The sequence below is a fragment of the Bacillus cereus group sp. Sample62 genome, from assembly GCF_036851315.1.
In the GTDB taxonomy this organism is placed as follows: domain Bacteria; phylum Bacillota; class Bacilli; order Bacillales; family Bacillaceae_G; genus Bacillus_A; species Bacillus_A wiedmannii.
On sequence record NZ_JAFLPK010000001.1, the window covers coordinates 1365646 to 1390550 of the forward strand.

Consider the following 24905-nt stretch of genomic DNA (forward strand, 5'->3'; position numbering starts at 1 on the left):
TTTTGATACGTGCATAGTTTTCTTTCTTATTTTGGAATACTACATGGAGAAAGAACAGAAGGAGTTGAAAAGTATGTCCAAGAAAAAGAAAGAAGAAGAGCGCGCGTGGAAAGCACGTAAAGAAAATCAAAAACCACATGGTAAAGTGAAAGCCTTTGCTGAATTAGTTGAAGGAACAGAAAAAACGTGATGAGTATTTCATCACGTTTTTTGTATGAGTGGAAACGTTAATAAGAAGGTTGTACCTGTACCTTTTTCGCTTATAATATCAATTTTTCCGTTCATAGCTTGAACAACACTGAATACGACCATCATTCCAAGTCCAGTCCCCTTTTCTTTCGTTGAGTAGAAAGGAGAGCCAAGGCGCTTCACTTGTTCGGTATCCATACCGATTCCTGTATCTTTTATATATAACTGAATATGTTTATGAACAGGAACTAATGTGAAATAAAGATCACCGCCTTTTGGCATGGCCTCAATGCAGTTTTTTAAAATATTTAACAAGCATTGATTTAGTTTTTGTTTTTCTCCCGCGATAAAAAAAGAAGTGCTTTGCTTTATATAATGTGTACGCACATTTGCTAAATTAGCAAGCGGTGTAATTAACGATAATGCATGTAGTAGTTCTTCTTCTAACTGTAATCTTTGTTCTTTTTCAATACTTGGTTTTGCAAAGGTTAAATAATCTGTAAGAACGTGGTTTGCTTGTTCGATTCCGTTGATGGCTATGTCAATATATAATTTTCGCTCCTGCTCAGTACATGTATCTGATTGTAAAAGTTGCAAAAATCCTTTCGTTGAAGTTAATGGATTGCGAATTTCATGAGAGATAGACGCTGCCATTTCACCAATTAAATGAAATTTTTCAGCATTCATAAGTTCATTTTGGAGACGAACTTGAGTTTGTAATATGTGTAGTAAATATAAAATAAGGATCGTACCAAGTATCGTACATAACTCATACACAATAATATGTGGTATATACTCAGCCTTGTTTGTAACCTTTGAAAGGAAGAAAGGTATCCAACTAAATCCGTATGTGAGACTGTAGATAATAGCAAGTACTATTTTTATACGATTAGAAGTTTGGTTGAAAAATTTGTATGTAAATAATAGGACAATAAATAGAAGGATAGAACCGATAAGCGATGGGAAAACACCTATTCCTCCTAATAAGAAGCGGTATATATTTAATACAACTAATATAGATCCACCAGCAATAGGACCTCCGGTTAATGTACCGACAATTAATACGATATGACGCATATCAAATTGAAATCCATAATTTGTTTTTGCTGCGAAAGTGATACATAGTATAGTAACGAGGCAACATAATACAATAAATATAGCTGAATTTAATTTAGGAGAACGTTTCCCTTTTTGATTCCAAAATAAATGGTATACGAGCATTGTAACAAGGATGAATAATATATTTAAAAAGAGATAAATAATAAAGGGTTTCAGTGGAGTGCCTCCTCTCTTCTTACATTAAATTAATCATACTATAAAATGAAAGAAATGAGATGAGAAATAGCGGAAAAATCAGAAATTTTTTCTGCTAGTATACAATATGTTACAATAAGCTTTGTCAATGAAAGAAGGAATTCCGTGCATTGCACGGGAGAGGTTCGCGAACTCCCTCTATAAAAAACTATGGAAACAACAATATCTTTAGGTATTGTTTTGTTTTTTTATTGTGACAGTTCAAGAACGTTCTTTCTTCTTATTCGTAGTAGAGAAGGAGAATGAGTGAAATGAAAAAAGAAAAGGCAGTTGTTGTTTTTAGTGGAGGACAAGATAGTACGACATGTTTATTTTGGGCAATAGAGCAGTTTGCAGAAGTAGAAGCTGTAACGTTTAATTACAATCAACGTCATAAGCTAGAAATTGATTGTGCAGCGGAAATTGCAAATGAGCTAGGAATTAAACATACGGTACTAGATATGAGTCTATTAAATCAACTTGCTCCAAATGCGTTAACGAGAACGGATATGGAGATTACACATGAAGAAGGTGCATTGCCATCGACGTTTGTAGATGGACGAAATTTACTATTCTTATCATTTGCTGCTGTATTAGCAAAACAAGTTGGAGCACGTCATATTGTAACGGGTGTATGTGAAACTGATTTTAGTGGTTATCCAGATTGCCGTGATGTGTTTGTGAAATCGTTAAACGTTACTTTAAATTTATCCATGGATTATCCGTTCGTAATTCATACACCACTTATGTGGATTGATAAAGCGGAAACATGGAAATTATCAGATGAACTTGGAGCATTCGAGTTTGTTCGAGAAAAAACATTAACATGTTATAACGGAATTATTGGTGATGGTTGCGGTGAATGTCCAGCATGTCAACTTCGTAAAGCAGGATTAGATACGTATCTACAAGAACGCGAAGGAGCGAGTAACTAATGGATAACTTCTTTGGATTCCGCATCGTAGAAAATTTGCAAAAAATGGACAAGGATATTCAGCGTAAACAGCTTAAATATCATAATAAAAGAGTAATGGTCAGCAAGGAATTTACATTTGATGCAGCACACCATTTACACTGTTATGAAGGGAAATGTAAAAACTTACATGGTCACACATATAAAGTTGTATTTGGGATTAGTGGATATGTGAATGAAATAGGTCTTGCGATTGACTTTGGAGATATAAAAGAAATTTGGAAGAATGAAATAGAAATTTATTTAGACCATCGTTATTTAAACGAAACGTTACCAGCAATGAATACGACTGCTGAAAACATGGTCGTTTGGATTTATGAAAAGATGGCAGAAGCATTACTAAAAGATAATCGTGCGAACGAATATAAAGGAGCTCGTGTTGAATTTGTTCGTCTTTTCGAGACGCCAACTAGTTATGCGGAAGTAAGACGGGAGTGGATGCTCGATGAGTAAAATCCCTGTCTTAGAAATATTTGGTCCGACTATTCAAGGTGAAGGAATGGTTGTGGGACAAAAGACGATGTTTATCCGTACAGCTGGCTGTGATTATAGCTGCGCTTGGTGTGATTCTGCTTTTACGTGGGATGGATCGGCAAAGGATCAAATTAGACAGATGACGGCAGAGGACGTTTGGAATGAGCTTGTAGAAATTGGTGGCGAAAATTTTTCTCATGTTACGATTTCAGGTGGAAATCCAGCATTGTTGAAAAATATTGAGTTTCTTCTTTCTATATTAAAAGAGAATGGAATGCGAACGGCAATCGAAACGCAAGGGAGTAAATGGCAAGATTGGCTACTTCAAATTGATGAGATAACGATTTCTCCAAAACCACCAAGTTCGGCAATGAATACTGATTTTCAGAAGTTAGATGCTGTTATTCAGAAACTAGCAGGAAAAGATATTAGTTTAAAGGTAGTAGTATTTGATGATTATGACTTTGAGTATGCAGTTAAGATGCACGAACGTTATCCAGATGTTCCATTCTTCTTACAAGTAGGGAATGATGATACAAAAACAGTGGATGATACGATGTTGATTAAAAAATTATTAGATAAATATGAGTGGCTTATTGAAAAAGCGGTTAACTGTAAAGAAATGAATAATGCAAAAGTATTGCCGCAGCTTCATGCGTTAGTATGGGGAAATAAACGCGGAGTATAATGAGAAGGGATGTTTAAAATGGCAGGAAGATTAGATGAAGATTTAAAAGATGTAACATTATTAGGAAATCAAAATACAAAATATTTATTTGAATATAGCCCAGAAATTTTAGAGGTATTTGATAATAATCATCCAAACCGTGATTATTTTGTGAAATTCAATTGCCCTGAATTTACAAGCTTATGTCCGAAAACAGGTCAACCAGATTTTGCAACAATTTATATTAGCTACATTCCAGAACAAAGAATGGTAGAGAGTAAATCTTTAAAGCTATATTTATTTAGTTTCCGCAATCATGGTGACTTCCACGAAGATTGCATGAACGTTATTATGAATGATTTAATTAAATTAATGGATCCGCGTTACATTGAAGTATGGGGGAAATTCACACCACGTGGAGGGATTTCAATTGATCCTTACTGCAACTACGGTCGCCCAGGCACGAAGTATGAACAAATGGCAGACTACCGCATGATGAACCATGATCTATATCCAGAAACAATTGATAATCGTTAATATATAAATAGAAAGAAAGGATCTGTATGACATACAGATCCTTTCTTTCTATTATATTATGCATTTTGATTAATGACAGTATAGTTTTTATGACTTACAACTGTAAGAGGTTCCATATCTAGTTCTCTAAAATTTTCCATAATTGTTATATCTACAATAACGGAGTTTTGATTTACTTTTTGAACACGGCCTTGCATTCCACCTTTAAATTCAATGATATCTCCAGTTTCTGCGATCTGCATAAGCAACTCTCCTTGTTACAGTTTTCCAAAAAAAGAATAATTTTGGTTTTTTTTATTTCCTCTTATTTTGAACCATATTGTCTAGTTTGTAAATGTTTCCAAAGTAAAAATTCGAAAAATATTCACATTTTTTAAGAAAATATGCAAGAACTCCAAGTTATTAGAAAAAAAGAACGGTTTAAATGTTTACATCTTTATATAGGGGTATAATGAAAAAATGTACAATAACCTACTAAAGTGGGAGAAATTAGAGGTGGTAAAATGATGTTTGAATTTGTGGGGAGTTTTATAGCATTAACTTTATTTGTATTTTCTTATATAAATTTAAAAAAGATTCGTCATCATGAAACGACTACATATTTTGATGGGATGGATGGTATACATGCTTCAATCACACATGAGAGTGGCGGGGATATGTAAAGGTGTATAACTTTCTTTTTTTGCGTGGTATGATATGTAAAAATAGTACATAATAGAGTTCGTAAGTGATGAATGGAGAGTGGAAAGAATGAAGATTTCTTTTATTCGTCATGGTCGCTTAGATCGTACTATAGAACCAATGACGGTTACATCCTTTCATGAATGGATGAAAGGATATGACTTACATACTATAACAGAAAAAGCACCTATACCAATGGAAACAATGGAAGCGGTTGAAGCAGCAAAGTTGATTGTAACGAGTGATCAAAGGTGTGCTATACAGTCAGCAGCTGAATTAATGAATTCTTTATCTTTTATGCAAAATTCTCTTTTTAGGGAAGCTGAAATTCCGACGAGTTTTTATGCTCCAACATGGTTGAAATGTAAACCTAACGTATGGATGTTTATCGGGCGAACATTATGGATACTTGGTTACCATAAAGGTGTTGAGTCTTATAAGGAAGTAAGAGAGAGGGCAAGGCAAGCGGCTTACTTATTACACCGTTATGCTCTCGTACATGGAAGTATTGCTCTTGTAGGTCATAATTATATGAATGCAATGGTTGGTGCGGAGCTGAGAGCGATGGGATGGTCTGGTTCTCCTATTTTACATAGGAAGCCATGGGGATGTACAACCTATACATTCCACGAAGCGATGAATGGAAATGTATTAAATACAAAATTAACATAAAAGCACACGATTTATATATAAATCGTGTGCTTACTTTTTAAGATATAGAAATTTTGATGTTTAATGTTTTTACGAGATGTGCATAAGGTTCGCCTACAAGCATAACGATTTGATCTTTTTTATAACCTAGTTTTTCATATAGTGAATAGGCACGTGTGTTTTCTAAATTAACAAGTAATGCGATTTTTTCATGCTCCTGTTCAGTTGCATAGATTTCAGCAGCTTCAATTAATTTAGAACCGATTCCTTTTCCACCATATGCACTTGAGACCGATAATGTATCAATGTAATATTCATCAAGCTCAGCTTCTTTTTCTAACGTAATCGATTCATCTTTATGTAATTCTCTTAAGTGACGTACAATTGGTGCATCAAGCATTGTTGCTTCACTACCGTGATAAGCGACAATAATTCCAATCGCAATTCCGTCTTGTTCATATACAAAACAGTTTTCGTAGCTCAGTCGATTTCTCTTTTTTGAGAACCATGTTTCAAGTCCTAGTAATACTTCTGTCTCAACAGTGCTACCTGTGATTTTTTCAGCAATTTCGTGCAGAGCGTTATATAATAAAGGCGCAATTGCCATCGCATCTGTCTTTTTTGCTTTCCGAATCATAGTATCCCTCCTAGTTCTATTTATATATTGTAGCATAGTGGTATGGAACTTTGCATAATTGAATGTCGAAATGTTTGATATAGAGAAGTAGCTATGTTAGTATATGATATTTAGTGGACATATAGTAAAGTGATATCGTTTGTGAATAATGAAAATGAAATGAAGGTATAGCACCTGGATAATTTTACAGTTGTTGACCTATAGAATATACGATAAAATAAAATATTGCATAGAGGTGAAATACATGGATGAACAATTAGCAAATACAATTTTGGATCAGCTGAAAAATGGTGAAATAAAGGAGTATGTTGCAACGAAAGATGTATTTTATACGTTTAGGAAAGTTGTAGTAGGGCGTGAAGATTTTAAACATATTATTGGGAACGCGCAGCGCGGCGGACAAGTAATCTATACATATTCAGAAACGCCACGTTCGTAACTAGAAGAATATAGGGGAGGAGAATTATGGGCGATTTTAAACAAGGCATATTACCGCATTGGGATTATATGTGGAAAGATAGAGCCGGAAATAGGTTTATGGGGATGGTCATGTACCCAGAGAAACGAAAGTGTTCGGCAAAAATGCTTCAGAAAATAAAAAGAGCATATGAAGAGGCTGTAGAAATTAAAGTAACTGTACAAGTTCAACATACATTTCAGTACGTAGAAGGAATGATTGTGTACTTTGATGAAGAAGCTCCTGTATGTACAATGATTGATAAAGATGAAAATCCACATCATATATTTGTAAAAGATATTTTGCGTATTGAGCACTCTGAATAATCTTTTCATAAATAAGTTGAATTTCCATAATAATAATCTTTTTCTATAATAGTTATCTTTTAGTATGTAACGCGAACCGAAAGTATATGTATAATATTTAATAAACTAAAATTGATAAATGTAATCGTTTTTTAGAACAGATTATCGTTTCATGTCTGTTCTTTTTTGCGTGATGCTGGAGAAATATATTCCTCCAGCATTTGCCGTTTTATGACAAAAAATATTGACAGCTTTTTTAAAAATAAGGTTAAATTCGTTGACAACTTTTTTGAAAAGCACTTTATTGACATGAGTTTTAGAATGTTGTTTCATAGTCATTGTATTGAAAAAAATCGACTGTCTTGTCGAAAAGTAAAATTTAAAAAAAGAAAGAATTTATACATATATCTTGTGTCTTATTTTGAAACGTAATACAATATATAGAGAAATCAAGAAACAACATACAGAGAGTATAGATTGGAGAGGGAGGGTCGGAAATGATAGTTGCATATGATTCTATGACAGGAAACGTAAAGCGTTTCATCCACAAATTAAATATGCCGGCCGTTCAAATTGGTGAAGATCTAGTAATAGATGAAGACTTTGTTTTAATTACGTATACAACAGGTTTTGGCAATGTACCAGAACGTGTTTTAGAATTTTTAGAGCGCAATAATGAAAAATTAAAAGGCGTATCTGCAAGCGGCAATCGTAACTGGGGAGACATGTTCGGTGCAAGTGCTGACAAAATTTCTGCTAAATATGAAGTGCCTATTGTATCAAAATTTGAGTTATCAGGAACAAATAACGATGTAGAATATTTTAAGGAAAGGGTGCGGGAGATTGCGACACATTGAACTGAATAATGAAATCACGCAAATGCAGGACGGTTTTTATCAGCTTCATAAAGATAAAGAGGCATTAGAAGTCTTTATGGAAGAAGCTAGAGAGAATACCGTTCCTTTTAATAGCGTGGCAGAGCGAATGGAGTATATGAAAGAACATGATTACTATTACAACGTTCTGGACGAGTATAGCTTGGAGGAAGTAGAAGAGGTATATAACATCGCTTATGGTGAAAACTTCGAGTTCCAATCTTATATGGCAGCATCTAAGTTCTACAAAGATTATGCGTTAAAAACAAATGATCAAAAACAATACTTAGAAAGCTATGAAGATCGTGTAGCAATTGTTTCATTATACTTAGGACGCGGTGATGTTGCGAAGGCAAAACACTTCGCAAGCATGATTGTAAAACAAAACTACCAACCAGCGACACCAACCTTTTTAAATGCGGGACGAAGCAGAAGAGGAGAAATGGTGTCTTGTTTCTTGTTAGAGATGGATGATAGCTTAAATTCAATCGGCTTTAATATTAATACTGCAATGCAATTATCGAAAATCGGCGGTGGAGTAGCTTTAAACTTATCTAAGCTACGTGCACGCGGTGAGCAAATTAAAGGTATCGATAATGCTGCAAGTGGTGTAGTACCTGTTATGAAATTACTTGAAGATTCATTTTCATATGCGAATCAACTTGGGCAACGAAAAGGTGCCGGCGCAGTATACTTAAACATTTTCCATTGGGATATTATTGAATTCCTTGATACAAAAAAAATAAATGCCGATGAGAAGAGCCGTATTCAGTCTCTATCAATCGGAATTATCGTTCCAAGTAAGTTCTTTGAGCTTGCTGAGAAAAACGAACCTTTCCATGTTTTCGCGCCTTATACGGTGTATAAAGAATACGGAAAGCATTTAGATGATATAGACATTGATGAAATGTACGATGAATTAATGAGCAATCCGAAAGTGAAGAAGAAGCCGCTAGATATTAGTGCACGTGATATGCTTATTAAAATTGCTATGATTCAGCTTGAGTCTGGTTACCCATACTTAATGTTTAAATCAAATGCAAATAACCAACATCCACTGAAGGATATTGGAACTGTGAAGATGTCGAACTTGTGTTAAATATGTAGCACCTTCTAGTAGAAATGCTAGTCGAAAACTCCGTTAAACGGGGAAAGCCTCAAATTTGAGGTAACCTACCGTGCTAAATCTTATCTTAGAATGAAAATATAAAAGTTCAGAATGTATCTTATTATTTTGTATAGCAGAGTTATGGGACAACATAAAGTAATAAGAGACTTTCTGAAGTATGTAAGATAAGTAAAAGCCTAACGACTATCCCTTATGGGAGTAGAGCGCAAGCGATTGGCGTTCGAAAAGCGGAGCACCTAATCAGGTAATGCTGTAGGTGATGATATAGTCTGTCCTGTATGGTGACATACAGCAGTTGCATGAGCAACGGACTGAGGAGTAGCGGACTCGGTTGAACATTCGAGACAGAAATCTTCCAGCTTCAAGAAACTTCTGAAATAAATGATTACGGTACAGAGGATATTATCCGTCGTGATATTAACTGTAATTTAGGATCGTTAAATATCGTAAATGTAATGGAAAATAAAGAAATTCGTGAAGCAGTTCATGCGGGAATGGAAGCTTTAACAGCTGTGTCTGATATGACGATCATTCCGAATGCACCAACTGTGAAAAAAGCAAATGATGAGCTTCATTCAGTTGGACTTGGCGCAATGAACTTACATGGATATTTATCAAAAAATAAAATCGCATATGAAAGTGCAGAAGCGAAAGAGTTTGCTCGTACATTCTTTATGATGTTGAATTACTACTCTATTGAGAAAAGTATGGAAATCGCTAAAGAAAAAGGCGAAACATTTAAAGACTTCGATAAGTCTGATTATGCGAATGGCACATACTTTGAAAAATACGAAACGACAGATTACAGCCCAGTAACTGAAAAAGTTCAGCAACTATTTGAAGGAATTCATATTCCAACAAAAGAAGATTGGACAAGTTTAAAAGAGCAAGTGAAGAAGAATGGTTTATACAACTCATATCGTCTTGCTATCGCTCCAACACAATCTATCAGTTACGTTCAAAATGCAACTTCAAGCGTAATGCCAATCGTAAGTCAAATTGAATCAAGAACATATGCGAATGCGACAACATATTATCCAATGCCGTATTTATCAAAAGATACGTTCTGGTACTATAAATCTTCTTACGATATGAATCAGTTTAAATTAATTGATTTAATCGCAGAAATCCAAGAACATATTGACCAAGGAATTAGTACAATTCTTTACGTTAACAGTGATATTTCAACACGTGAGTTAGCACGTTACTACATTTATGCACATAAAAAAGGCTTAAAGAGTCTGTATTATACGAGAACACGTAAGTTAAGCGTGGAAGAGTGCGTAGCTTGTACCGTTTAATATAAAAAGTGAGACATCATGAGCAGGGTTTTCTGAACCCTGCTCATGCTTAGTTATCAATTTTTCATGTTTATTTAGAGAAGGGGCGATTGAATGCGTGCGGTAAACTGGAACAAAAAAGAAGATGATTTTAGTTTAATGTTTTGGAAGCAAAACATCGCTCAGTTTTGGACAGAAGAAGAAATCGCGGTATCTTCTGACAAAAATACTTGGGCACAATTATCAAAAGAAGAGCAGGTTGCTTATAAGCGTGTATTAGGTGGTTTAACACTTTTAGATACGAAACAAGGTGGCGAAGGGATGCCACTTGTACTTGTTCATCTTGAAAATTTACAAGCGAAAAGTGTATTAGCTTTCATGGGAGCTATGGAAGAAGTACATGCGAAGAGTTACAGTCATATTTTCACAACGTTAGCTACAGAAGAAGAAATCGATGATATTTTTGAATGGGTAGACAATCATCCATTACTTGAGAAAAAAGCTGGTATTGTTACTAGTTATTATCGTCGTTTATTAAAGCCTGAAGTAACAAAAAAAGAGTTATACATGGCAATGGTGGCAAGTGTATTCTTAGAAAGTTACTTATTCTATAGTGGATTCTTCTACCCACTTTACTTAGCAGGTCAAGGTAAATTGACGGCAAGTGGTGAGATTATTAACCTAATAATTCGTGATGAGTCAATTCACGGCGTATTCGTCGGTATTTTAGCACAACAACTCTTCGCAGAACTTTCTGCAGAAGATCAACAAGAAGTGCAAAAAGAAACGCAAGAGTTATTAATGGAACTATATGAAATTGAAATGGCATACACAGAAGAAATTTATACTTCTATTGGTCTTGTAGAAGATGTAAATCGTTTCGTTCGTTACAATGCGAATAAAGGACTTATGAACTTAGGGCTTGAGCCGAAATTTGAGGAAGAAGAAATTAACCCGATTGTTTTAAATGGTTTACGTACAGATACGAAAAACCATGATTTCTTCTCTGTAAAAGGAAATGGTTACGTAAAAGCAACGAACGTTGAAAAGTTAGCTGACGATGACTTCGTGTTTAATTTTTAATATATGATTATAAAGAAAAGCTGTCTTATTCATTGATAAGACAGCTTTTCTTTATGGATTTGTTTACATAACACTATTATTTTTGTATAACGAGTTCTGTTTAAAAAGTTCTATCCAGCAAATGGATAGAACTTTTTTGTAATTAAATGGGTATTTACAAACTATTTGTATCGGTGTATTATTTAACTAGTACACCGATACAAAAGGAGGGAAGAAATGAAAATAGAGTTTTCTCCAAATACACCCATTTACATTCAGGTAATGGAATACATAAAAAAAGAAATCGTAACAGGACATTTATTGCCTGGTGATAAAATTCTCTCTGTACGTGAATTAGCGAGTGAATTACAAGTAAATCCAAATACGATTCAGCGTACATTTCAAGAGCTAGAACGGGATGGGGTTGTTGTAACGCGTAGAGGAATGGGTCGATATGTAACGAATGAAGGGGAGAAAATTATGGAGCTGCGAAAAGAGATGGCGAAAGAATTACTTCATTCTTTTATAGATGGAATGGACAATTTAGGTTTTTCAGAAGAAGAAATTCTTACAATCCTTCGCTCTTCATTACATGAGAAGAGGGAGGAGAGCGAATGACAGAGTTATTAAAAATAGAAAACTTATGGAAGAGATACGGATTAAAAGCAGTAATCCGTGAATTAAACATAGAGATTACGGAAGGGAAAATTATAGGACTCGTTGGAGATAACGGGAGCGGGAAAACAACGTTATTGAAAATGATTGCCGGTTTGCAGCATCCTTCCGAAGGCAGTATTACAATCGCTGGTAAAAAGGTAGGATTAGAAACGAAAGAAATTGTTTCTTTTATGTCGGATAAACCAGTATTTGATAATTGGATGACGGTAAAAGATTCTTTATTTTTCTATCGAGATTTTTATAAAGACTTCGACATTCAAAAAGCGGTAGATACGATTGCGGAATTTAAAATACCGTTAGAAGAAAAAATTACAGCTTTATCAAAAGGTATGGTTGAAAAGCTACAAATTATTTTAACATTTTCGAGGAAAGCAAAGTTATACGTACTAGATGAACCGCTTGGCGGAATTGATCTCGTTTCTAGGGAACACGTATTGAATCTTATTTTACAATTTTATAGAGAAGATTGTACGATACTAATCTCAACTCACTTAATAAATGAAGTTGAAAATATTTTTGATGAAGTAATCTTTTTAAAAGATGGGGAAATTGTATTGTATGAAAATGTAGAAGAGTTACGTTTTCAGAGAGGAAAAGCTGTTACGGATTTGTTTAAGGAGGTGTTTAGTAGATGAAGGCCAGTTTAATATATATGTACAATGCGAATAAAAAACAAATTTTTATTTCGTTATTGTCATTCATATTTATTGCAGCTGTCGCTTTTGTAAGTATGGGGAATTATATTAAACAAGAATCAGGAGAAGTAAGGCAAATGATTACAATTGCTTTAGTATTCTTAGTTTATTTAATTTTTGCGGTATTAGTATTTCTGCAGGCGATGTCTGCGTTTGGGAAAATGACTGAAAGTAAATTATTTCGGTTAACACCGATATCTGGTAAAAAAATTGTTTTAGCAATATTGTCATATGCAGCAATTAGCTTAATGTGTTTTGAATTAATAGGTGTTATGTTTTTCTATAGTATTTCGATGAAAGTAATAAAAGGTACAGAACTCTATGAATTGTTATTTACCGAAAGTACACTTACACTAGATATGGTAAAGCAGTTATTTAGTAGCGTGTTATATGTATTTAATTTATCAAGTATATTGTTAGTCTTACTATTTATAGTAGCTGGCGTTAAAGTATTTTCTTTGAAAAAGAAAAAAATGGAGTATGTAATTGTTTTCTTCTTATTTTTACTAATGACGAAAGTAATCAATATGATATATGAAATGTTAGGCGGATTTGCACCTACATCTGCTTTTATCAAAAAATTAGTTTATATAGATGAATCGACAGATGTAAATCTCATACTATATCCAGAAAAACTTATGAATGTATATAGTATTGCTTTTTCAATCGGTATATTTATTCTACTTGTTTATATAACAGGTCGCATAATCGATAAAAAACTAGAAGTCTAAAGGAGGAATCGACATTGGGAAACGTAGTAGTAAAGTTAGAGAATGTTCGAAAAAAGATTGGTGGAACGGAAATTATCCGCGGTTTATCATTTGAAGTTCGCGAAGGGGAAGTGTACGGGTTTCTTGGACCGAACGGTAGTGGTAAAACGACGACAATTCGTATGATGACAGGTCTTATATCAATGACAGAGGGCGATATTACAATTTGTGGTCATAGTATTCGCACGGAGCGTGAAAAGGCGCTAGAGCAAATTGGAGCGATTGTAGAAAATCCTGAACTATATGATTATATGACTGGAATGCAAAACTTAAAGCATTTTGCGAATATGGCAATTACACCAATTAGTAAAGAGCGCATTGCTGAGATTGTAAAGCTTGTTGAATTAGAGCATGCGATTCATAAAAAGGTGAAAACATATTCACTTGGTATGAAACAACGTTTAGGAATTGCACAGGCATTACTTCATCAGCCAAAAATCTTAATTTTAGATGAGCCGACAAATGGATTAGATCCAGCTGGTATTCGCCAAATTCGTGATTATTTACAACGTTTAGCGAAAGAAGAGAATATTGCTGTAATCGTATCAAGTCACTTATTAAGTGAAATTGAACTCATGTGTGATCGCGTCGTTATTATTAAGCAAGGTGAGTTTGTGCAAGAGTACAACTTACATGAACAAGCGAAACACGATGAGACAGTAGTTGTAGCGTTTGAAGTAGATCAAGTACAGAAAGCAAATGAAATCATTAAAGGTAAGACGCAAGGAAATGTAATTGCAGTATCCGTAATGAAAGAAGAAATCCCACAACTTGTAAAAAAACTTGTAAATGACGATGTGCTTGTATACGGAGTTACTGTTCAAAATAAAACGTTAGAGGATGAGTTCTTAGCGATTACAGGGGGAGTGAAAGCGTAATGTTTAAATTAATTCAAAATGAATTTTTAAAGTTACATGCGAAAAAAGGTATGTATATTTTAATTGGTGTCATTGCAGTATTGGAGATTTTGGGAGTTTTAGCGATGCTGAAATGGGGAGACGGAAGTGAATTTAAAGGATCATATTTAGATTTTGCAAGTTCAGAGATTGGTTTAATTACTTTGTTTGCAACAATTTTTGGGATTACAATTGCTTCTCGTATGATTACTGATGAGTTCCAAAAAGGTACAATTAAGCAGTTATTAATCCGTCCAAGAAAACGAATTACAGTTTTATTCTCTAAATATATTACAGTGTTACTTACTATAGTATTTATCATATTTGCTAGCACTTTAATTGCAATGATTATTGGTGGAATTGTAATGGATGGTAGTAAAACAGAATTAACGGTAGGAATCGTAATGAAATCTACTTTATATCAAGTACTTTCACCGTTCTTCTTTGCGACACTTGCATTTTTCTTAGCAAACGTGTTTAGAAAGTCCGTATTACCATTAATTATTACGATGTTCCTCTTTTTCTTACAAGGACCAATTAATATGGTACTGATGATGTTTGCAAAAGGTGTAGCGAAATTTGTAGTGTTTTTCCATTTAAATTTAAGTGTGTACGATAGTAATAAACTAGTAAGTGGTGGAACGGAACCAACATTTACAGAGTTTACATTTACAACTTCATTATTACTTGTAGCTGCATACTTTGTTGTATTACTTGTAGCATCAAGTGCATTATTCCAAAAACGTGACGTATTATAATAAAAGAAATCCCCGCTTGTAAAAACGGGGATTTTTATTACATAAATTTCTCGTAGATTTCAATTGAAAGAAAAGAATGATTACTATATATGTTGTTCAAAAGTGTTTGAGACAAACAGGAAGAATTTCAACTATATTCATATTATAATTTAGTTATCACACCATTTATTTTATTATCTTTGGGGGTGTTCTATATGCACTATGCATTTTCACGTATAAGACTACGTAGCTTTTTTGGATGGATGATTATAGGGGTGTTCCTTACGATGATCCCATTAGGTCTATCAAATGTTTCTGAGAATACGATGGAGGTTATTTCACAAATAACATTATTTTTTGTATTTCCGTTATTTTGGTTATACGTAAAAACAAATAAAAATAATGTTGTATTTAACAGTTTTTTTGATAAGCCAGGACGTTTACCGTGGGGATTAATTGTATTAGCAACGATAATGGGAATGATTTTTTCAGTTGGTATATCTCATATTCAATTTTACATATTAGCACATACGTTACCGAATTTCTTAGTTACTATGTTAGAAGACGGAAATGTTATTAACACGAGTAACGTATATATGACGATATTTACTTTCATTTCAGCATGTGTATTAGCACCTATTATGGAAGAGGTTATTTTTAGGGGATTCTTTTTACAGCGAATGGCTTATAAATGGGGAATTAAAAAAGCTGTAATTATATCTTCACTTATTTTTGGTTTAGGACATTTTGATGTTATTGGTGCGTTCATGTTTGGTGTTGTAATGTGTCTTTTATACATAAAGACGAAAAATATATGGACGAATATCGCTGTACATGCTCTAAATAATTTAATTGCAACAAGTATGCAATTTATAGGTGGAGAAGAGAGTAGCGCAATCTCAATTACTGAATTACAAGCGCAAAGTAATTTATGGATTGGTATTGGTCTGACAGTTGTTGGGTTACTTTGGTTAATTCCTTACGTTTGGAAACAATGGCGTACAGTAAAAGAAGTTGGTGTGCCGCCGATACGCTTTATAAATGAGGAAAAAGTAGTGAGTGTATCACAAGAAAATGAAGTGTATAGTCAAGTAATTGTAACAGATAGACTGATGGCTGTAGAGCTACCAGATGAGGCTGTAAATAAGCTTCGATTAGAAGAAAATGATTATGTAACAGTATCTGTAGAAGAAGATAAAATTGTTATAAAGAAAGCACTTGATAGATAATTAAAAAGTAGCTCCTAAAGAGCTACTTTTTAATTTGTAATAATTTCTACACGAAAATTATTACCGTTCTTTACATATTTAATATCTGTAACGATACGGACTGTTTTTAAAATCTCCACTTTTTCACCAATTCGAGGGATAGTGGGAACATTATCCCAAATGCCAAGCAAGTCGTCTAATTGTGCTGTTTTTTCATAAAACCAGATTTTCAATGTAAAGCCCCTTTCTCGAACTTTATGTATTTTAATACATAATATATTATTTTTATTCTTATTGTAAGGGGTTTTTTTGTATTTTATGAATAAAAATAAATTAATCTTCTGGGAAGATATGTTCAATATCAGGAGTAAGAGATACTTCTGATAATACGATATGAGAAACTGTCGTTGCATATGAAGAAACATCATTGATAAAATCTTCAAGTTCAACGAGTGAAGGAACAGAAATTTTTACAATGTAGCATAAGCTTCCTGTTACTCGGTAACAAAAACTTGCAGATGGATAAGACTGAATAAACTGTTGCATACGTGTTGTATCACCATTTTTTAAAGTGATTTCTAAAATACAATCTAAAACAAGTCCTGCTTTTTTATAATCGATATCGATTGTGTACTTTTGAATCACGCCTTCACTTTCAAGTTTGCGAACACGTTCTGCAGTAGACGGAGCAGATAAGTTTACTCGTTTCGCCAATTCACGCATGGAAAGGCGACTATCATTATATAATTCATTTAAAATCTTTCGATCGACACGGTCTAGTTGCATTTGTAAATATACCTCCAGTAAAATAATAATTTTTGTAAAGTAAAAATATAAATTAAGATTCATATGAAATGTAAAGTGAACTTTATTTATTTTACAATAAAACGGAAGGAAATAGGAGGGGAAATGATGGAGAGAATTTCATTATCAAATGTAGGAGTTACAAAGTTTCAAAAGTTATTAGGGCATAATCCAGATCTATTACATTCATGGAGTATGGTAGAGAATACACTGTATAGTAAAGGAACTCTGTCGGCAGAGCTAAAGGAGCAAGTAAGAAGAACATTAGCGTACGGGAATGAATGTCCGTACTGTATGGCAAAGGGAAGACCTGATGATATGCAAAAGGTAGAAGAAATGAGTGTAGCAGTTACTTTTGCACATACATTTGTTCATGATAAAAAGGCAATAGATGATAATATGTTTCATGCATTGAAACAATATTGGACGGAAAAAGAAATTGTAGAGCTTTGCGCTTATATTTGTTTTATTACTGCGTCACAACAACTTGGTTTTCTGTTTCAATTACAGCCGAATGAAGGAGAAAATGATGACTAATCAAATAGCACTTATCATGATTGATGTACAAAAGGCGTTTCAGTTACCATACTGGGGCGAGAGAAATAATCTTTTTGCTGAAGAAAACATGAGAATGTTATTAGCAGAATGGAGAAAAAGGAAACGACCAGTTTTTCATATTCAACATGTAAATAAAGAAAATGCTCAATCGATGTTTTATGAAGGAGCGGAAACGGTGAACTTTAAAGAAGAGCTGAGGCCATTACCAGGTGAAGTGATTATTCAGAAATCTGTTAACAGCGCGTTCATTGGGACAAATTTAGAAGAGCAATTAAGAGAGAACAAATGTAATGCAGTAGTGGTTGTAGGATTAACGACAAATCATTGTGTGGAGACTACGACACGAATGGCAGGAAATTTAGGATTTACAACGTCTTTAGTGAGTGATGCAACGGCTACTTTTAACCGTAAAGGTCTAGATGGTAAAGAGTATAATGCAGAGGATATTCACAATATGACACTTGTAAATTTACATGAAGAGTTTGCTACGATTGTAACGACAAAAGAAGTATTAAAATTATTTTAAGAAAATAATTGCGAATTATGTAGAAAAAAATAAGAATATTTCGTATAATCTAAGTACAATCATTTTGAAATAGGGGTGGCATCATATGGAGCAAATTCCGGTAAAGAGAATAGAAGAAGTACTTGTTGTAGCAGGGGATGATAAACAGAAGCAAAAGGAATTTTATGAATTGCTCTTATCTACTGAGTTTTATGTTGCTGGTTCACTAGAAGCAGAGGACGGTGCAACAGAAGGAATACTTCGTTTGCGTCATTTCCAAGGAGAGGGTAGATGGATCGTTCCGTTCTTTACACAAATGGAATTTGTAAAAGACGTGTTGCCAGAAGGAACGCCCCTTATTACGATACGTGGAAAAGAATTATTTGGTAGCATTGAGAAAGATGCTACAGCAGTATTAAATGTTGGTACTGATATAAGTAAAACATTTACTCCAGAAGAAGTTGCAGATATCGCATCTGGACGAATTTTTAATTATTATAAATAAAAGGAAAAGCGGAATCGCTTTTCCTTTTTAATTTGAATACGGATTGGCTACGCCAGAAGAAATAGAGAGTGTTTTATTATTTGTATTTATTGTCGCTGTAGCTCCAAGAGGAATCCCGATGTTTGGGCTTATATGTCCAATCGGTAAACCGAATAGGACAGGTATATGATATGGTGCGAAATATTCATATAGTATTGTTTGCAATGATTGAGATGGTTTAGAAGGAGTGCAGTCGTGACAACTTGTAAAAATAACACCGCTACATTCATTAAACTTTCCAGATAAAAGTAGCTGATTTAACATACGGTCAATGCGATACGGTTCTTCCCCAATGTCTTCAAGCAACAAAAGTTTATTAGCCGTATTTATCTCATAGGGTGAGCCAATTATACTCGTTAATACAGTTAAATTCCCTCCCGCCAATGTGCCTGTAACTGTACATGGAGAGGTAGGTACGATACATTCTGAAGCAGATAAGATGGTTGAATACGGATGGAATAGTTGATTGAAAGAAGATAAAGAAAGAGAATCTACACCTTTACCTAATTCTTCAACCATTGGACCATGAAAAGTAACAAGCTTTGCATAACGTGAAAAGGCAGTATGTAAAGCTGTAATATCGCTATATCCCCAAAAGATTTTTGGATTCTGCTGAATGATTTCATATTGAATGTGAGGGAGGAGACGAGCACTTCCGTAACCACCTCGTGCACAGAAAATGGCCTTTACTTCATTATTTGTAAATGCTTCATGTATATCATCGAGACGAACTTGATCACTTCCAGCTAAATATCCATATTTCTCATAAACACTCTTCCCGATTATTACAGATAAACCCATTTCTTGTAATAGGGTTACCCCTTTTAATACATTTTCAATTGTTGGTGGGCCGGACGGTGCAATAACCATTACTGTATCACCTTGTTGTAACGCATTTGGATATATCATTGTTTTTAGCCTCCTTCCCTTTCAATATATTCGCTTCCTATGAAGTTCAACCCTTGTAAAAGGAGGGGAAAGTTTGTCAAATAAAGAAGATATAAGGGGAATAGGAGGAGAAATGATGTTTACAAGTCGCGTAACAGATCTATTACAAATTAAGTATCCCATCATTCAAGCAGGTATGGCAGGTGCGATTACGACGCCTGAGCTTGTTGCAGCTGTAAGTAATAGCGGAGGACTAGGAACGCTTGGAGCAGGTTATATGAGCCCTGAGCAAATTCGTGAAGCGATTTATAAAATAAGGGAACGAACAGATAAGCCTTTCGGTGTTAATTTACTGTTAACGAAAGAGATACAGATAGAAGAAGAGAAAGTAAACTTGGCAAAGGTATTACTTAGCGGAATGAATAGAGAATTCGGTATAGGGGAAGAAGAGGCGATAAAGCTCCCCAAAAGCTATAAAGAACAATTACAAGTGTTAATAGAAGAAAACGTACCAGTCGTTAGCTTTGCATTTCAAACGTTAGAAAAAGAAGAAATAGATGACTTAAAAAGAAGAGGAATAAAAGTCATCGGAACAGCTACTCATGTGAGAGAGGCGAGGGTACTTGCTGAATTAGGAGTAGACATTATTGTTGGTCAAGGTAGTGAGGCAGGAGGGCATAGAGGAACGTTTATTGGGAAAGAACAGGACGCTATGATTGGGACGTTTGCATTAATTCCGCAGTTAGTAGCGGCAGTCCCGCATATCCCAATTGTAGCAGCAGGTGGTGTAATGAACGGACAAGGGCTTGTTGCGGCATTTACACTGGGGACAGAAGCTGTTCAAATGGGATCAGCCTTTTTAACGAGTAAAGAAAGTATTACGCATGATGTGTATAAAGAAGCAGTGTTACGTAGTACAGATACGAGTACAACTGTGACCCGTGCGTTTTCCGGGAAATATGCGCGGGGTATTCGTAATGAATTTATAGAGAGACATGAAGGGAAAGAAGAAGGGCTTCCGATGTATCCAGTGCAAAATGTATTAACCTCTAAAATACGCCAAGAAGCAGCAAAACAAAATAAAGGAGAATACATGTCGCTTTGGGCAGGGCAAGCGTCATCATTAGCACGAATAGAATCAGCTCAGCATGTAGTGGAGCGAGTTATGAAAGAAGCAGAGAACGTAATCGAACAATTACAAAATATATATAGAAAAAGACCACTTGAATAATTCAAGTGGTCTTTTCATTAGTTTGCTTTATAAAATTGTTGGATGGCCTCATCGATATAAACCCAGCCTTTCCAACCTAAGTGCATATGATCTTTTAAGAAGTATTTATCATACTCATGATTTGAGAAGTCGGCAATTGGATAGCCAGCTTTCTCAATTTGCTCATGAACTTTCTTGTAGTACAATTCGCGACGTTCTTTCGGGAAGCCAGCGTAATCGTACCAAGGACCTTTTACAGGAACAGAAATGAAGAGTGGTTTTGCACCAGATTGTTTTAATAAATCAAGAACAATTTGTAAATCTTCATATTCTGGCGATTGATCATAAGCATCATTTTTTAAGTAGCCTTCACGTTGCTTTAACTTCTTCTTAATTTTGCTATTGAAGTAATCATCTTCGATACCATATTCGTTAGATCCTGATTCTACTGCACCAGTTTGATCTGCATGTTTACGAGCTTCTTCCCAATTCATTTGTTTTAATGAAGGGTCAAGTTTTTCTTTATGCGGTTTAATATCAAACATTGCTGTAAATAAATCTTTACGATCTAAAATGTTACGATAAATATAAGCGAAAGGTTTAGCAGCAAGTGCTTTTACTTTATGCTTTGTATCATCATAAACGATACCTTCAAGCGAAATTTTTAGTAAAGTTTCTTTCTTAACGATCTCAAAGTTTAATAAACGTTTTGCAATTTGCTTTTTCATTTCAGGCTTTAAGTCATCATTGAAAAGTAAGTGATAGCCTTGTTGTTTTGAAAAGTTAGGTGCAAAGTGTGTTTCATCAATACCTTGTGGTACAAACCATTGAGGAGAAAGAACAAATACCATTTTCTTATCTTTCAATTGATCCATTGTAGATGCAAAGTTTAACACATGTACAAGGTCTTGTGTTCCTCCGCGTCCAAGAAGGAATGGTGTGAACCCTTCAGGCTTTACTTTGAAATAATTTGATGGATGGAAAGCATCCATACGTGCGAATTCCGATGAACCGTACATCGGAAGGTATTTCGGGTCTGCTAACATCTTTTGCTGTAATATCATACTTTGAATCTTTTCTTCTTTTAAAGAAGTGGCAGCTTGTTCTACTTTTTCATCACTTAAAAGTGGAAGTAGGAAGCGCGTTGGAATAAGTAAGAATACAGCAAAAAGGGCCAATGCTAAAAGCATCGGACCAAATTTTGCTTTGTTCATCGGATTTCTTCCAACTTCTTAATAACCATGTTTGGTGTAGCCCACTCGTCACGGTCAAAATCAGAAATAGAAACTTCAATATCTAAACGCTCTTGGAATTCAACTAATAAAGATACTACAGCGAAAGAATCAAGAATACCTTCTTCAAATAATTGAACATCTAAGTTTTCTTTCACAATATCGTTTTCACATACTTCTTCTAAAATATCTAATACTTGCTCTTTAAATTCTGCCATTTTTAAAATCTCCTTTATATCCGAAATATATTATATGTGCAACTTCTTACTAGTATAAGAAGGGTGCATTAAAAGTATCTGTTAAGGTGTCCAGAGAAAATTAGGAAACCGAAACATACAACGTGGAACGTAATTACAATCGCAAGGACGTGTGTAAATTTATTGTTTGGCCAAAACTTATGCTTTTTGTTTTTGCGTTCGAAAATATCGAATAAAATAAACAGTGCGGCATGATAGAGACCATAAATAACATATTGCGCAACAGCACTTCCTTGGATGTGCCAAATTCCCATGATGAAAAAGTTTAAAAATGCACCGATATACGAAATTGTGTAGCGGTTTTTAATTAACTTTTTCTTCGTTGCAAAAAAGACGAAACGCATGTAAATAAAATCACGGAACCAGAATGATAAACTCATGTGCCAGCGGTTCCAGAAGTCTTTAATATTACGACTAAGGAATGGCTTATTAAAGTTTTCTGGCGTTTTAATTCCCATCATGTAACTGATACCAATTACGAACGCACTATAACCTGCAAAGTCAAAGAATAATTGCATGCTAGTAGCGTACATAAAAATCGTATTAGATAAAAGTGTATCTTGATTGGCGAATACTGCCTTTACAAGATATGTTGTTATCAAGTGCGCAATTATAAATTTATACAGAAAACCTTGGAAAATACGGTTAAGCCCTGTATATAGTAACTTTTGATATTCCTCAGCGCTAGGTGGCTTTTGGATATCTTTTTGGAATCTACGGTAACGATCGATAGGTCCACTTGAAATCGCAGGGAAGAATAAAACGAATTCCCAGAAATTAAAGAAGGAAAGTTCTTTAATTAAATTATCACGAACTTCAAAGACCATTTGTACTGCTCTAAATGTTACGTAAGACATACCTGCGAAAACAATAAAATGTAATTCAGGCACAAATGGTGCGATTTTTGCCAAAATAAGTGGCAAAATCGATAAAATAACAGCTATACAAAACATGAATGTACTATTATTTTGTTTTCTTAAAATTAAATAGCCTTTAATTAGGGCATATTGCCAAATAATAAATGCGGCTAACATAATCGCTTGCTTCGGTTTATCCGAGAAGATAATAGCAATCATGACTAATGTTAAAACGGCATTATATTTACGCAACATTTTACCTTTTAATCCAGCTATGATAGTAGGTATTAATAAAATGCCCACTATAGCGAAAAAATAAAATGATCCATATGCGGTCATGCTGTAACCTCACTCAATAATTTTTTGCGATCTACCTTTCCATTTGGTGTCATTGGAATAGAAGATTGATACATGAATTTACGTGGAATCATGTAGTTTGGTAATCGCTCATTGAGTTCTTTTTTGATTGCAGATGTTAATTTGAATTCTTTTTCAAATGAATGTTCGCCAGGAACAACAACCGCTAATAAATAATCGTATTTCTCACCTTTTTTAATTGGAACGATAACTGCTCCTTCTACGTAAGAACACGCACGAAGATGATGCTCAATTTCTTCTAATTCCATTCGATAACCATGCAGCTTAATTTGGAAATCAAGACGACCATTATAGAATAGAAGACCATTTTCAACATAGCCAGCATCGCCCGTTTTATAGGCGCGCTCACCGTCAATCATAGTAAATGCTTTTTCTGTTAATTCAGGGCTTCCTAAATATCCAACGCTTACGCTTGGACCGACAATTACGATTTCACCTTTTTCACCATCAGGTGCAATGGTGCCATCTTCTTTCATAATAAGAAGGCGGCAGTCTGATTTACAGTAGCCAACTGGAAGTGATTTGTATTGATCAAGCACTTCTTCTGTAACGTGAATACCTGTTACAGCGACAGTAGCTTCTGTTGGACCGTACGTATTCATAATTGTCGCTTTCGGGAAACGCTCAATTAATTTTCTAGCTACTTCATTTGGTAACACTTCACCGCAGAATAAGAATGTTTTCATGTTCGGTAGCATACTCTCAGAGAAAGATGCTTCCATTAAACACATCTCTGCGAAAGATGGTGTTGAAGTCCATACTTGTATATCCGATTGCTCTAAAGAAGCAAACAAGTCTTTTGGACGTGCAATCATATCTTTATCGATTGCCCAAAGTGTACCACCTGTTACTAAGGATGGGTAAATATCCATGACAGATAAATCGAATGAGAAAGGTGCTTGGTTTAAGAATACTTGTCCTGTTTGTAAGTTGAAATCTTCTACAGCCCATTTTGTAAAGCTTACAAGGCAGTTATAAGTAATCTGAACCCCTTTCGGATTACCTGTGCTTCCTGATGTGTAAATAATGTAGAAGTTCTCATCACCTTTTACCGCATGTTCAGGATTTGGAGTGTTCCCTTTATGAGTAAAGAAAATATCTTTTAAGTTGTCTTCACTTACAATGCGAACTGGTAAATCAGTTACAGTTACTTCAGTTCCTGATAAAAGTAGTTTCGCACCAGAATTTTCAGCGATACGTTGTACACGATCAGCTGGGATAGATAAATCTACAGGAATATAAGCGTGTCCAGCTTTTACACATCCTAAAAAGTTAATAATCATTTCAGGTTGCATATGGCCATACACCATAATTGGTGAACGATCATCTGGATACGCAGAAGAAATCCAATGTGCTAACGCATCAGAATCTTCCTTTAATTGTTTGTACGTAATTTTCGCATCTCGCCAAACAAAAGCAGTTTGATCAGGCGTTTCAATAGCCCACTTTTCAATTTGTTCTAATAACTTCATAACGTT

Annotated in this window: 32 protein-coding genes, 1 pseudogene and 1 riboswitch; of the genes and pseudogenes, 23 read left to right on the top strand and 10 right to left on the bottom strand. The window is 34.6% G+C overall.

All coding sequences use genetic code 11. The features are described 5' to 3' along the window. Window positions 1-73: 73 nt before the first annotated feature. On the top strand, window positions 74-190 hold the full coding sequence (locus J0835_RS06840; RefSeq protein WP_000038254.1) for a DUF6254 family protein: 117 nt from the start codon (window positions 74-76) through the stop codon (window positions 188-190). Window positions 191-201: 11 nt separating this feature from the next. Here J0835_RS06840 and kinB read toward each other — a convergent pair whose 3' ends face one another. Further along, a complete protein-coding gene (gene kinB / locus J0835_RS06845; protein WP_087979890.1) occupies window positions 202-1410 on the bottom strand; it encodes a sporulation sensor histidine kinase KinB in 1209 nt (402 codons plus the stop codon). Window positions 1411-1617: 207 nt separating this feature from the next. Continuing rightward, window positions 1618-1661: riboswitch (PreQ1 riboswitch) on the top strand. Window positions 1662-1754: 93 nt separating this feature from the next. On the opposite strand from kinB, the gene queC reads away from it, so the two are divergent. The 4 genes from queC to queF are packed head-to-tail and all read left to right on the top strand — an operon-like array spanning window position 1755 to window position 4133. Next, window positions 1755-2417, top strand: a complete 663-nt coding sequence (gene queC / locus J0835_RS06850) for a 7-cyano-7-deazaguanine synthase QueC (protein ID WP_087979891.1) — start codon at window positions 1755-1757, stop codon at window positions 2415-2417. Beyond that, complete coding sequence (gene queD, locus J0835_RS06855) at window positions 2417-2908, top strand: 6-carboxytetrahydropterin synthase QueD (RefSeq protein ID WP_000368411.1); 492 nt, start codon at window positions 2417-2419, stop codon at window positions 2906-2908. The genes queC and queD overlap by 1 nt, the downstream gene beginning before the upstream one ends. Beyond that, window positions 2901-3617 (top strand): 7-carboxy-7-deazaguanine synthase QueE, encoded by a 717-nt coding sequence (queE, locus tag J0835_RS06860; RefSeq protein WP_087979892.1) that lies wholly within the window; start codon window positions 2901-2903, stop codon window positions 3615-3617. The genes queD and queE overlap by 8 nt, the downstream gene beginning before the upstream one ends. 18 nt (window positions 3618-3635) lie before the next feature. Then, complete coding sequence (gene queF / locus J0835_RS06865; RefSeq protein WP_000918895.1) at window positions 3636-4133, top strand: preQ(1) synthase; 498 nt, start codon at window positions 3636-3638, stop codon at window positions 4131-4133. A 56-nt stretch (window positions 4134-4189) separates the two neighbouring features. Here the strand turns inward: queF and J0835_RS06870 are convergent, their stop codons facing one another. Continuing rightward, window positions 4190-4375, bottom strand: a complete 186-nt coding sequence (locus J0835_RS06870) for a YkvS family protein (protein ID WP_001165081.1) — start codon at window positions 4373-4375, stop codon at window positions 4190-4192. 237 nt (window positions 4376-4612) lie between these two features. On the opposite strand from J0835_RS06870, the gene J0835_RS06875 reads away from it, so the two are divergent. Together J0835_RS06875 and J0835_RS06880 are read left to right on the top strand one after the other, a co-directional pair. Beyond that, window positions 4613-4795, top strand: coding sequence for a hypothetical protein (locus tag J0835_RS06875; protein ID WP_140386707.1), 183 nt, complete (start codon window positions 4613-4615; stop codon window positions 4793-4795). An 88-nt stretch (window positions 4796-4883) separates the two neighbouring features. After that, window positions 4884-5486, top strand: coding sequence for a histidine phosphatase family protein (locus tag J0835_RS06880; RefSeq protein WP_087979894.1), 603 nt, complete (start codon window positions 4884-4886; stop codon window positions 5484-5486). 37 nt (window positions 5487-5523) lie between these two features. Here J0835_RS06880 and J0835_RS06885 read toward each other — a convergent pair whose 3' ends face one another. Then, window positions 5524-6102 carry a GNAT family N-acetyltransferase gene (locus J0835_RS06885; RefSeq protein ID WP_087979895.1) on the bottom strand — a complete coding sequence of 193 codons (579 nt, stop codon included), beginning with the start codon at window positions 6100-6102 and terminating at the stop codon, window positions 5524-5526. A 244-nt stretch (window positions 6103-6346) separates the two neighbouring features. Between J0835_RS06885 and J0835_RS06890 the strand changes: the two genes are divergently transcribed. The 12 genes and pseudogenes from J0835_RS06890 (at window position 6347) to J0835_RS06945 (ending at window position 16215) form a co-directional block, all read left to right on the top strand. Next, entirely contained in the window at window positions 6347-6541 is a 195-nt protein-coding gene (locus J0835_RS06890) for a hypothetical protein (protein WP_000344283.1), read from the top strand. 26 nt (window positions 6542-6567) lie between these two features. Further along, window positions 6568-6885 (top strand): hypothetical protein, encoded by a 318-nt coding sequence (locus tag J0835_RS06895; RefSeq protein ID WP_000502200.1) that lies wholly within the window; start codon window positions 6568-6570, stop codon window positions 6883-6885. Between the two features lie 476 nt (window positions 6886-7361). After that, window positions 7362-7721, top strand: a complete 360-nt coding sequence (gene nrdI / locus J0835_RS06900) for a class Ib ribonucleoside-diphosphate reductase assembly flavoprotein NrdI (RefSeq protein ID WP_000634376.1) — start codon at window positions 7362-7364, stop codon at window positions 7719-7721. Further along, window positions 7708-8835: pseudogene (locus J0835_RS06905) on the top strand (ribonucleotide reductase N-terminal alpha domain-containing protein); the annotation flags it as partial. The gene nrdI and the pseudogene J0835_RS06905, both read left to right, overlap by 14 nt. A 383-nt stretch (window positions 8836-9218) precedes the next feature. Then, window positions 9219-10169 (top strand): ribonucleotide reductase, encoded by a 951-nt coding sequence (locus J0835_RS06910; protein WP_306461252.1) that lies wholly within the window; start codon window positions 9219-9221, stop codon window positions 10167-10169. Between the two features lie 93 nt (window positions 10170-10262). Further along, a complete protein-coding gene (gene nrdF / locus J0835_RS06915) occupies window positions 10263-11231 on the top strand; it encodes a class 1b ribonucleoside-diphosphate reductase subunit beta (RefSeq protein ID WP_087979898.1) in 969 nt (322 codons plus the stop codon). Between the two features lie 216 nt (window positions 11232-11447). Beyond that, window positions 11448-11828, top strand: a complete 381-nt coding sequence (locus tag J0835_RS06920; RefSeq protein WP_087979899.1) for a GntR family transcriptional regulator — start codon at window positions 11448-11450, stop codon at window positions 11826-11828. Continuing rightward, window positions 11825-12523, top strand: a complete 699-nt coding sequence (locus J0835_RS06925; protein ID WP_087979900.1) for an ABC transporter ATP-binding protein — start codon at window positions 11825-11827, stop codon at window positions 12521-12523. The genes J0835_RS06920 and J0835_RS06925 overlap by 4 nt, the downstream gene beginning before the upstream one ends. Then, window positions 12520-13314 (top strand): ABC transporter permease, encoded by a 795-nt coding sequence (locus J0835_RS06930; RefSeq protein WP_087979901.1) that lies wholly within the window; start codon window positions 12520-12522, stop codon window positions 13312-13314. The genes J0835_RS06925 and J0835_RS06930 overlap by 4 nt, the downstream gene beginning before the upstream one ends. Before the next feature lie 14 nt (window positions 13315-13328). After that, window positions 13329-14231 (top strand): ABC transporter ATP-binding protein, encoded by a 903-nt coding sequence (locus J0835_RS06935; protein WP_000528799.1) that lies wholly within the window; start codon window positions 13329-13331, stop codon window positions 14229-14231. Next, window positions 14231-15007: an ABC transporter permease gene (locus J0835_RS06940; protein ID WP_000475441.1), complete on the top strand. Its 777-nt coding sequence runs from the start codon at window positions 14231-14233 to the stop codon at window positions 15005-15007. Before J0835_RS06935 ends, J0835_RS06940 begins: the two co-directional genes overlap by 1 nt. Before the next feature lie 194 nt (window positions 15008-15201). After that, entirely contained in the window at window positions 15202-16215 is a 1014-nt protein-coding gene (locus J0835_RS06945; RefSeq protein ID WP_087979902.1) for a CPBP family intramembrane glutamic endopeptidase, read from the top strand. 29 nt (window positions 16216-16244) lie between these two features. Here the strand turns inward: J0835_RS06945 and J0835_RS06950 are convergent, their stop codons facing one another. Together J0835_RS06950 and J0835_RS06955 are read right to left on the bottom strand one after the other, a co-directional pair. Then, window positions 16245-16427 (bottom strand): DUF3913 family protein, encoded by a 183-nt coding sequence (locus J0835_RS06950; RefSeq protein WP_000707104.1) that lies wholly within the window; start codon window positions 16425-16427, stop codon window positions 16245-16247. Between the two features lie 100 nt (window positions 16428-16527). After that, window positions 16528-16980, bottom strand: a complete 453-nt coding sequence (locus tag J0835_RS06955; RefSeq protein WP_001175492.1) for an Lrp/AsnC family transcriptional regulator — start codon at window positions 16978-16980, stop codon at window positions 16528-16530. Between the two features lie 63 nt (window positions 16981-17043). On the opposite strand from J0835_RS06955, the gene J0835_RS06960 reads away from it, so the two are divergent. From J0835_RS06960 to J0835_RS06970, 3 genes are all read left to right on the top strand, one after another. After that, a complete protein-coding gene (locus J0835_RS06960; RefSeq protein WP_097857431.1) occupies window positions 17044-17535 on the top strand; it encodes a carboxymuconolactone decarboxylase family protein in 492 nt (163 codons plus the stop codon). Continuing rightward, window positions 17528-18082, top strand: a complete 555-nt coding sequence (locus J0835_RS06965) for a cysteine hydrolase family protein (RefSeq protein ID WP_140386708.1) — start codon at window positions 17528-17530, stop codon at window positions 18080-18082. The genes J0835_RS06960 and J0835_RS06965 overlap by 8 nt, the downstream gene beginning before the upstream one ends. A gap of 85 nt (window positions 18083-18167) precedes the next feature. Beyond that, complete coding sequence (locus J0835_RS06970; protein WP_087979904.1) at window positions 18168-18566, top strand: SseB family protein; 399 nt, start codon at window positions 18168-18170, stop codon at window positions 18564-18566. A gap of 27 nt (window positions 18567-18593) precedes the next feature. Here the strand turns inward: J0835_RS06970 and J0835_RS06975 are convergent, their stop codons facing one another. After that, window positions 18594-19514 carry a S66 peptidase family protein gene (locus J0835_RS06975; RefSeq protein WP_087979905.1) on the bottom strand — a complete coding sequence of 307 codons (921 nt, stop codon included), beginning with the start codon at window positions 19512-19514 and terminating at the stop codon, window positions 18594-18596. Between the two features lie 115 nt (window positions 19515-19629). Between J0835_RS06975 and J0835_RS06980 the strand changes: the two genes are divergently transcribed. Then, on the top strand, window positions 19630-20724 hold the full coding sequence (locus J0835_RS06980; RefSeq protein WP_087979906.1) for an NAD(P)H-dependent flavin oxidoreductase: 1095 nt from the start codon (window positions 19630-19632) through the stop codon (window positions 20722-20724). A gap of 17 nt (window positions 20725-20741) precedes the next feature. On the opposite strand, the gene dltD is transcribed toward J0835_RS06980, so the two are convergent. The 4 genes from dltD to dltA all read right to left on the bottom strand — a co-directional run bounded on the left by dltD (window position 20742) and on the right by dltA (window position 24899). After that, window positions 20742-21917 carry a D-alanyl-lipoteichoic acid biosynthesis protein DltD gene (gene dltD, locus J0835_RS06985; protein ID WP_048544965.1) on the bottom strand — a complete coding sequence of 392 codons (1176 nt, stop codon included), beginning with the start codon at window positions 21915-21917 and terminating at the stop codon, window positions 20742-20744. Next, the gene (gene dltC / locus J0835_RS06990) at window positions 21914-22153 is read right to left on the bottom strand and encodes a D-alanine--poly(phosphoribitol) ligase subunit DltC (protein WP_000807310.1); all 240 of its coding nucleotides are present in this window, start codon (window positions 22151-22153) and stop codon (window positions 21914-21916) included. Before dltC ends, dltD begins: the two co-directional genes overlap by 4 nt. A 68-nt stretch (window positions 22154-22221) precedes the next feature. Further along, window positions 22222-23388: a D-alanyl-lipoteichoic acid biosynthesis protein DltB gene (gene dltB, locus J0835_RS06995; RefSeq protein ID WP_087979907.1), complete on the bottom strand. Its 1167-nt coding sequence runs from the start codon at window positions 23386-23388 to the stop codon at window positions 22222-22224. Continuing rightward, complete coding sequence (gene dltA, locus J0835_RS07000) at window positions 23385-24899, bottom strand: D-alanine--poly(phosphoribitol) ligase subunit DltA (RefSeq protein ID WP_000770515.1); 1515 nt, start codon at window positions 24897-24899, stop codon at window positions 23385-23387. The genes dltB and dltA overlap by 4 nt, the downstream gene beginning before the upstream one ends. Between the last annotated feature and the right edge of the window lie 6 nt (window positions 24900-24905).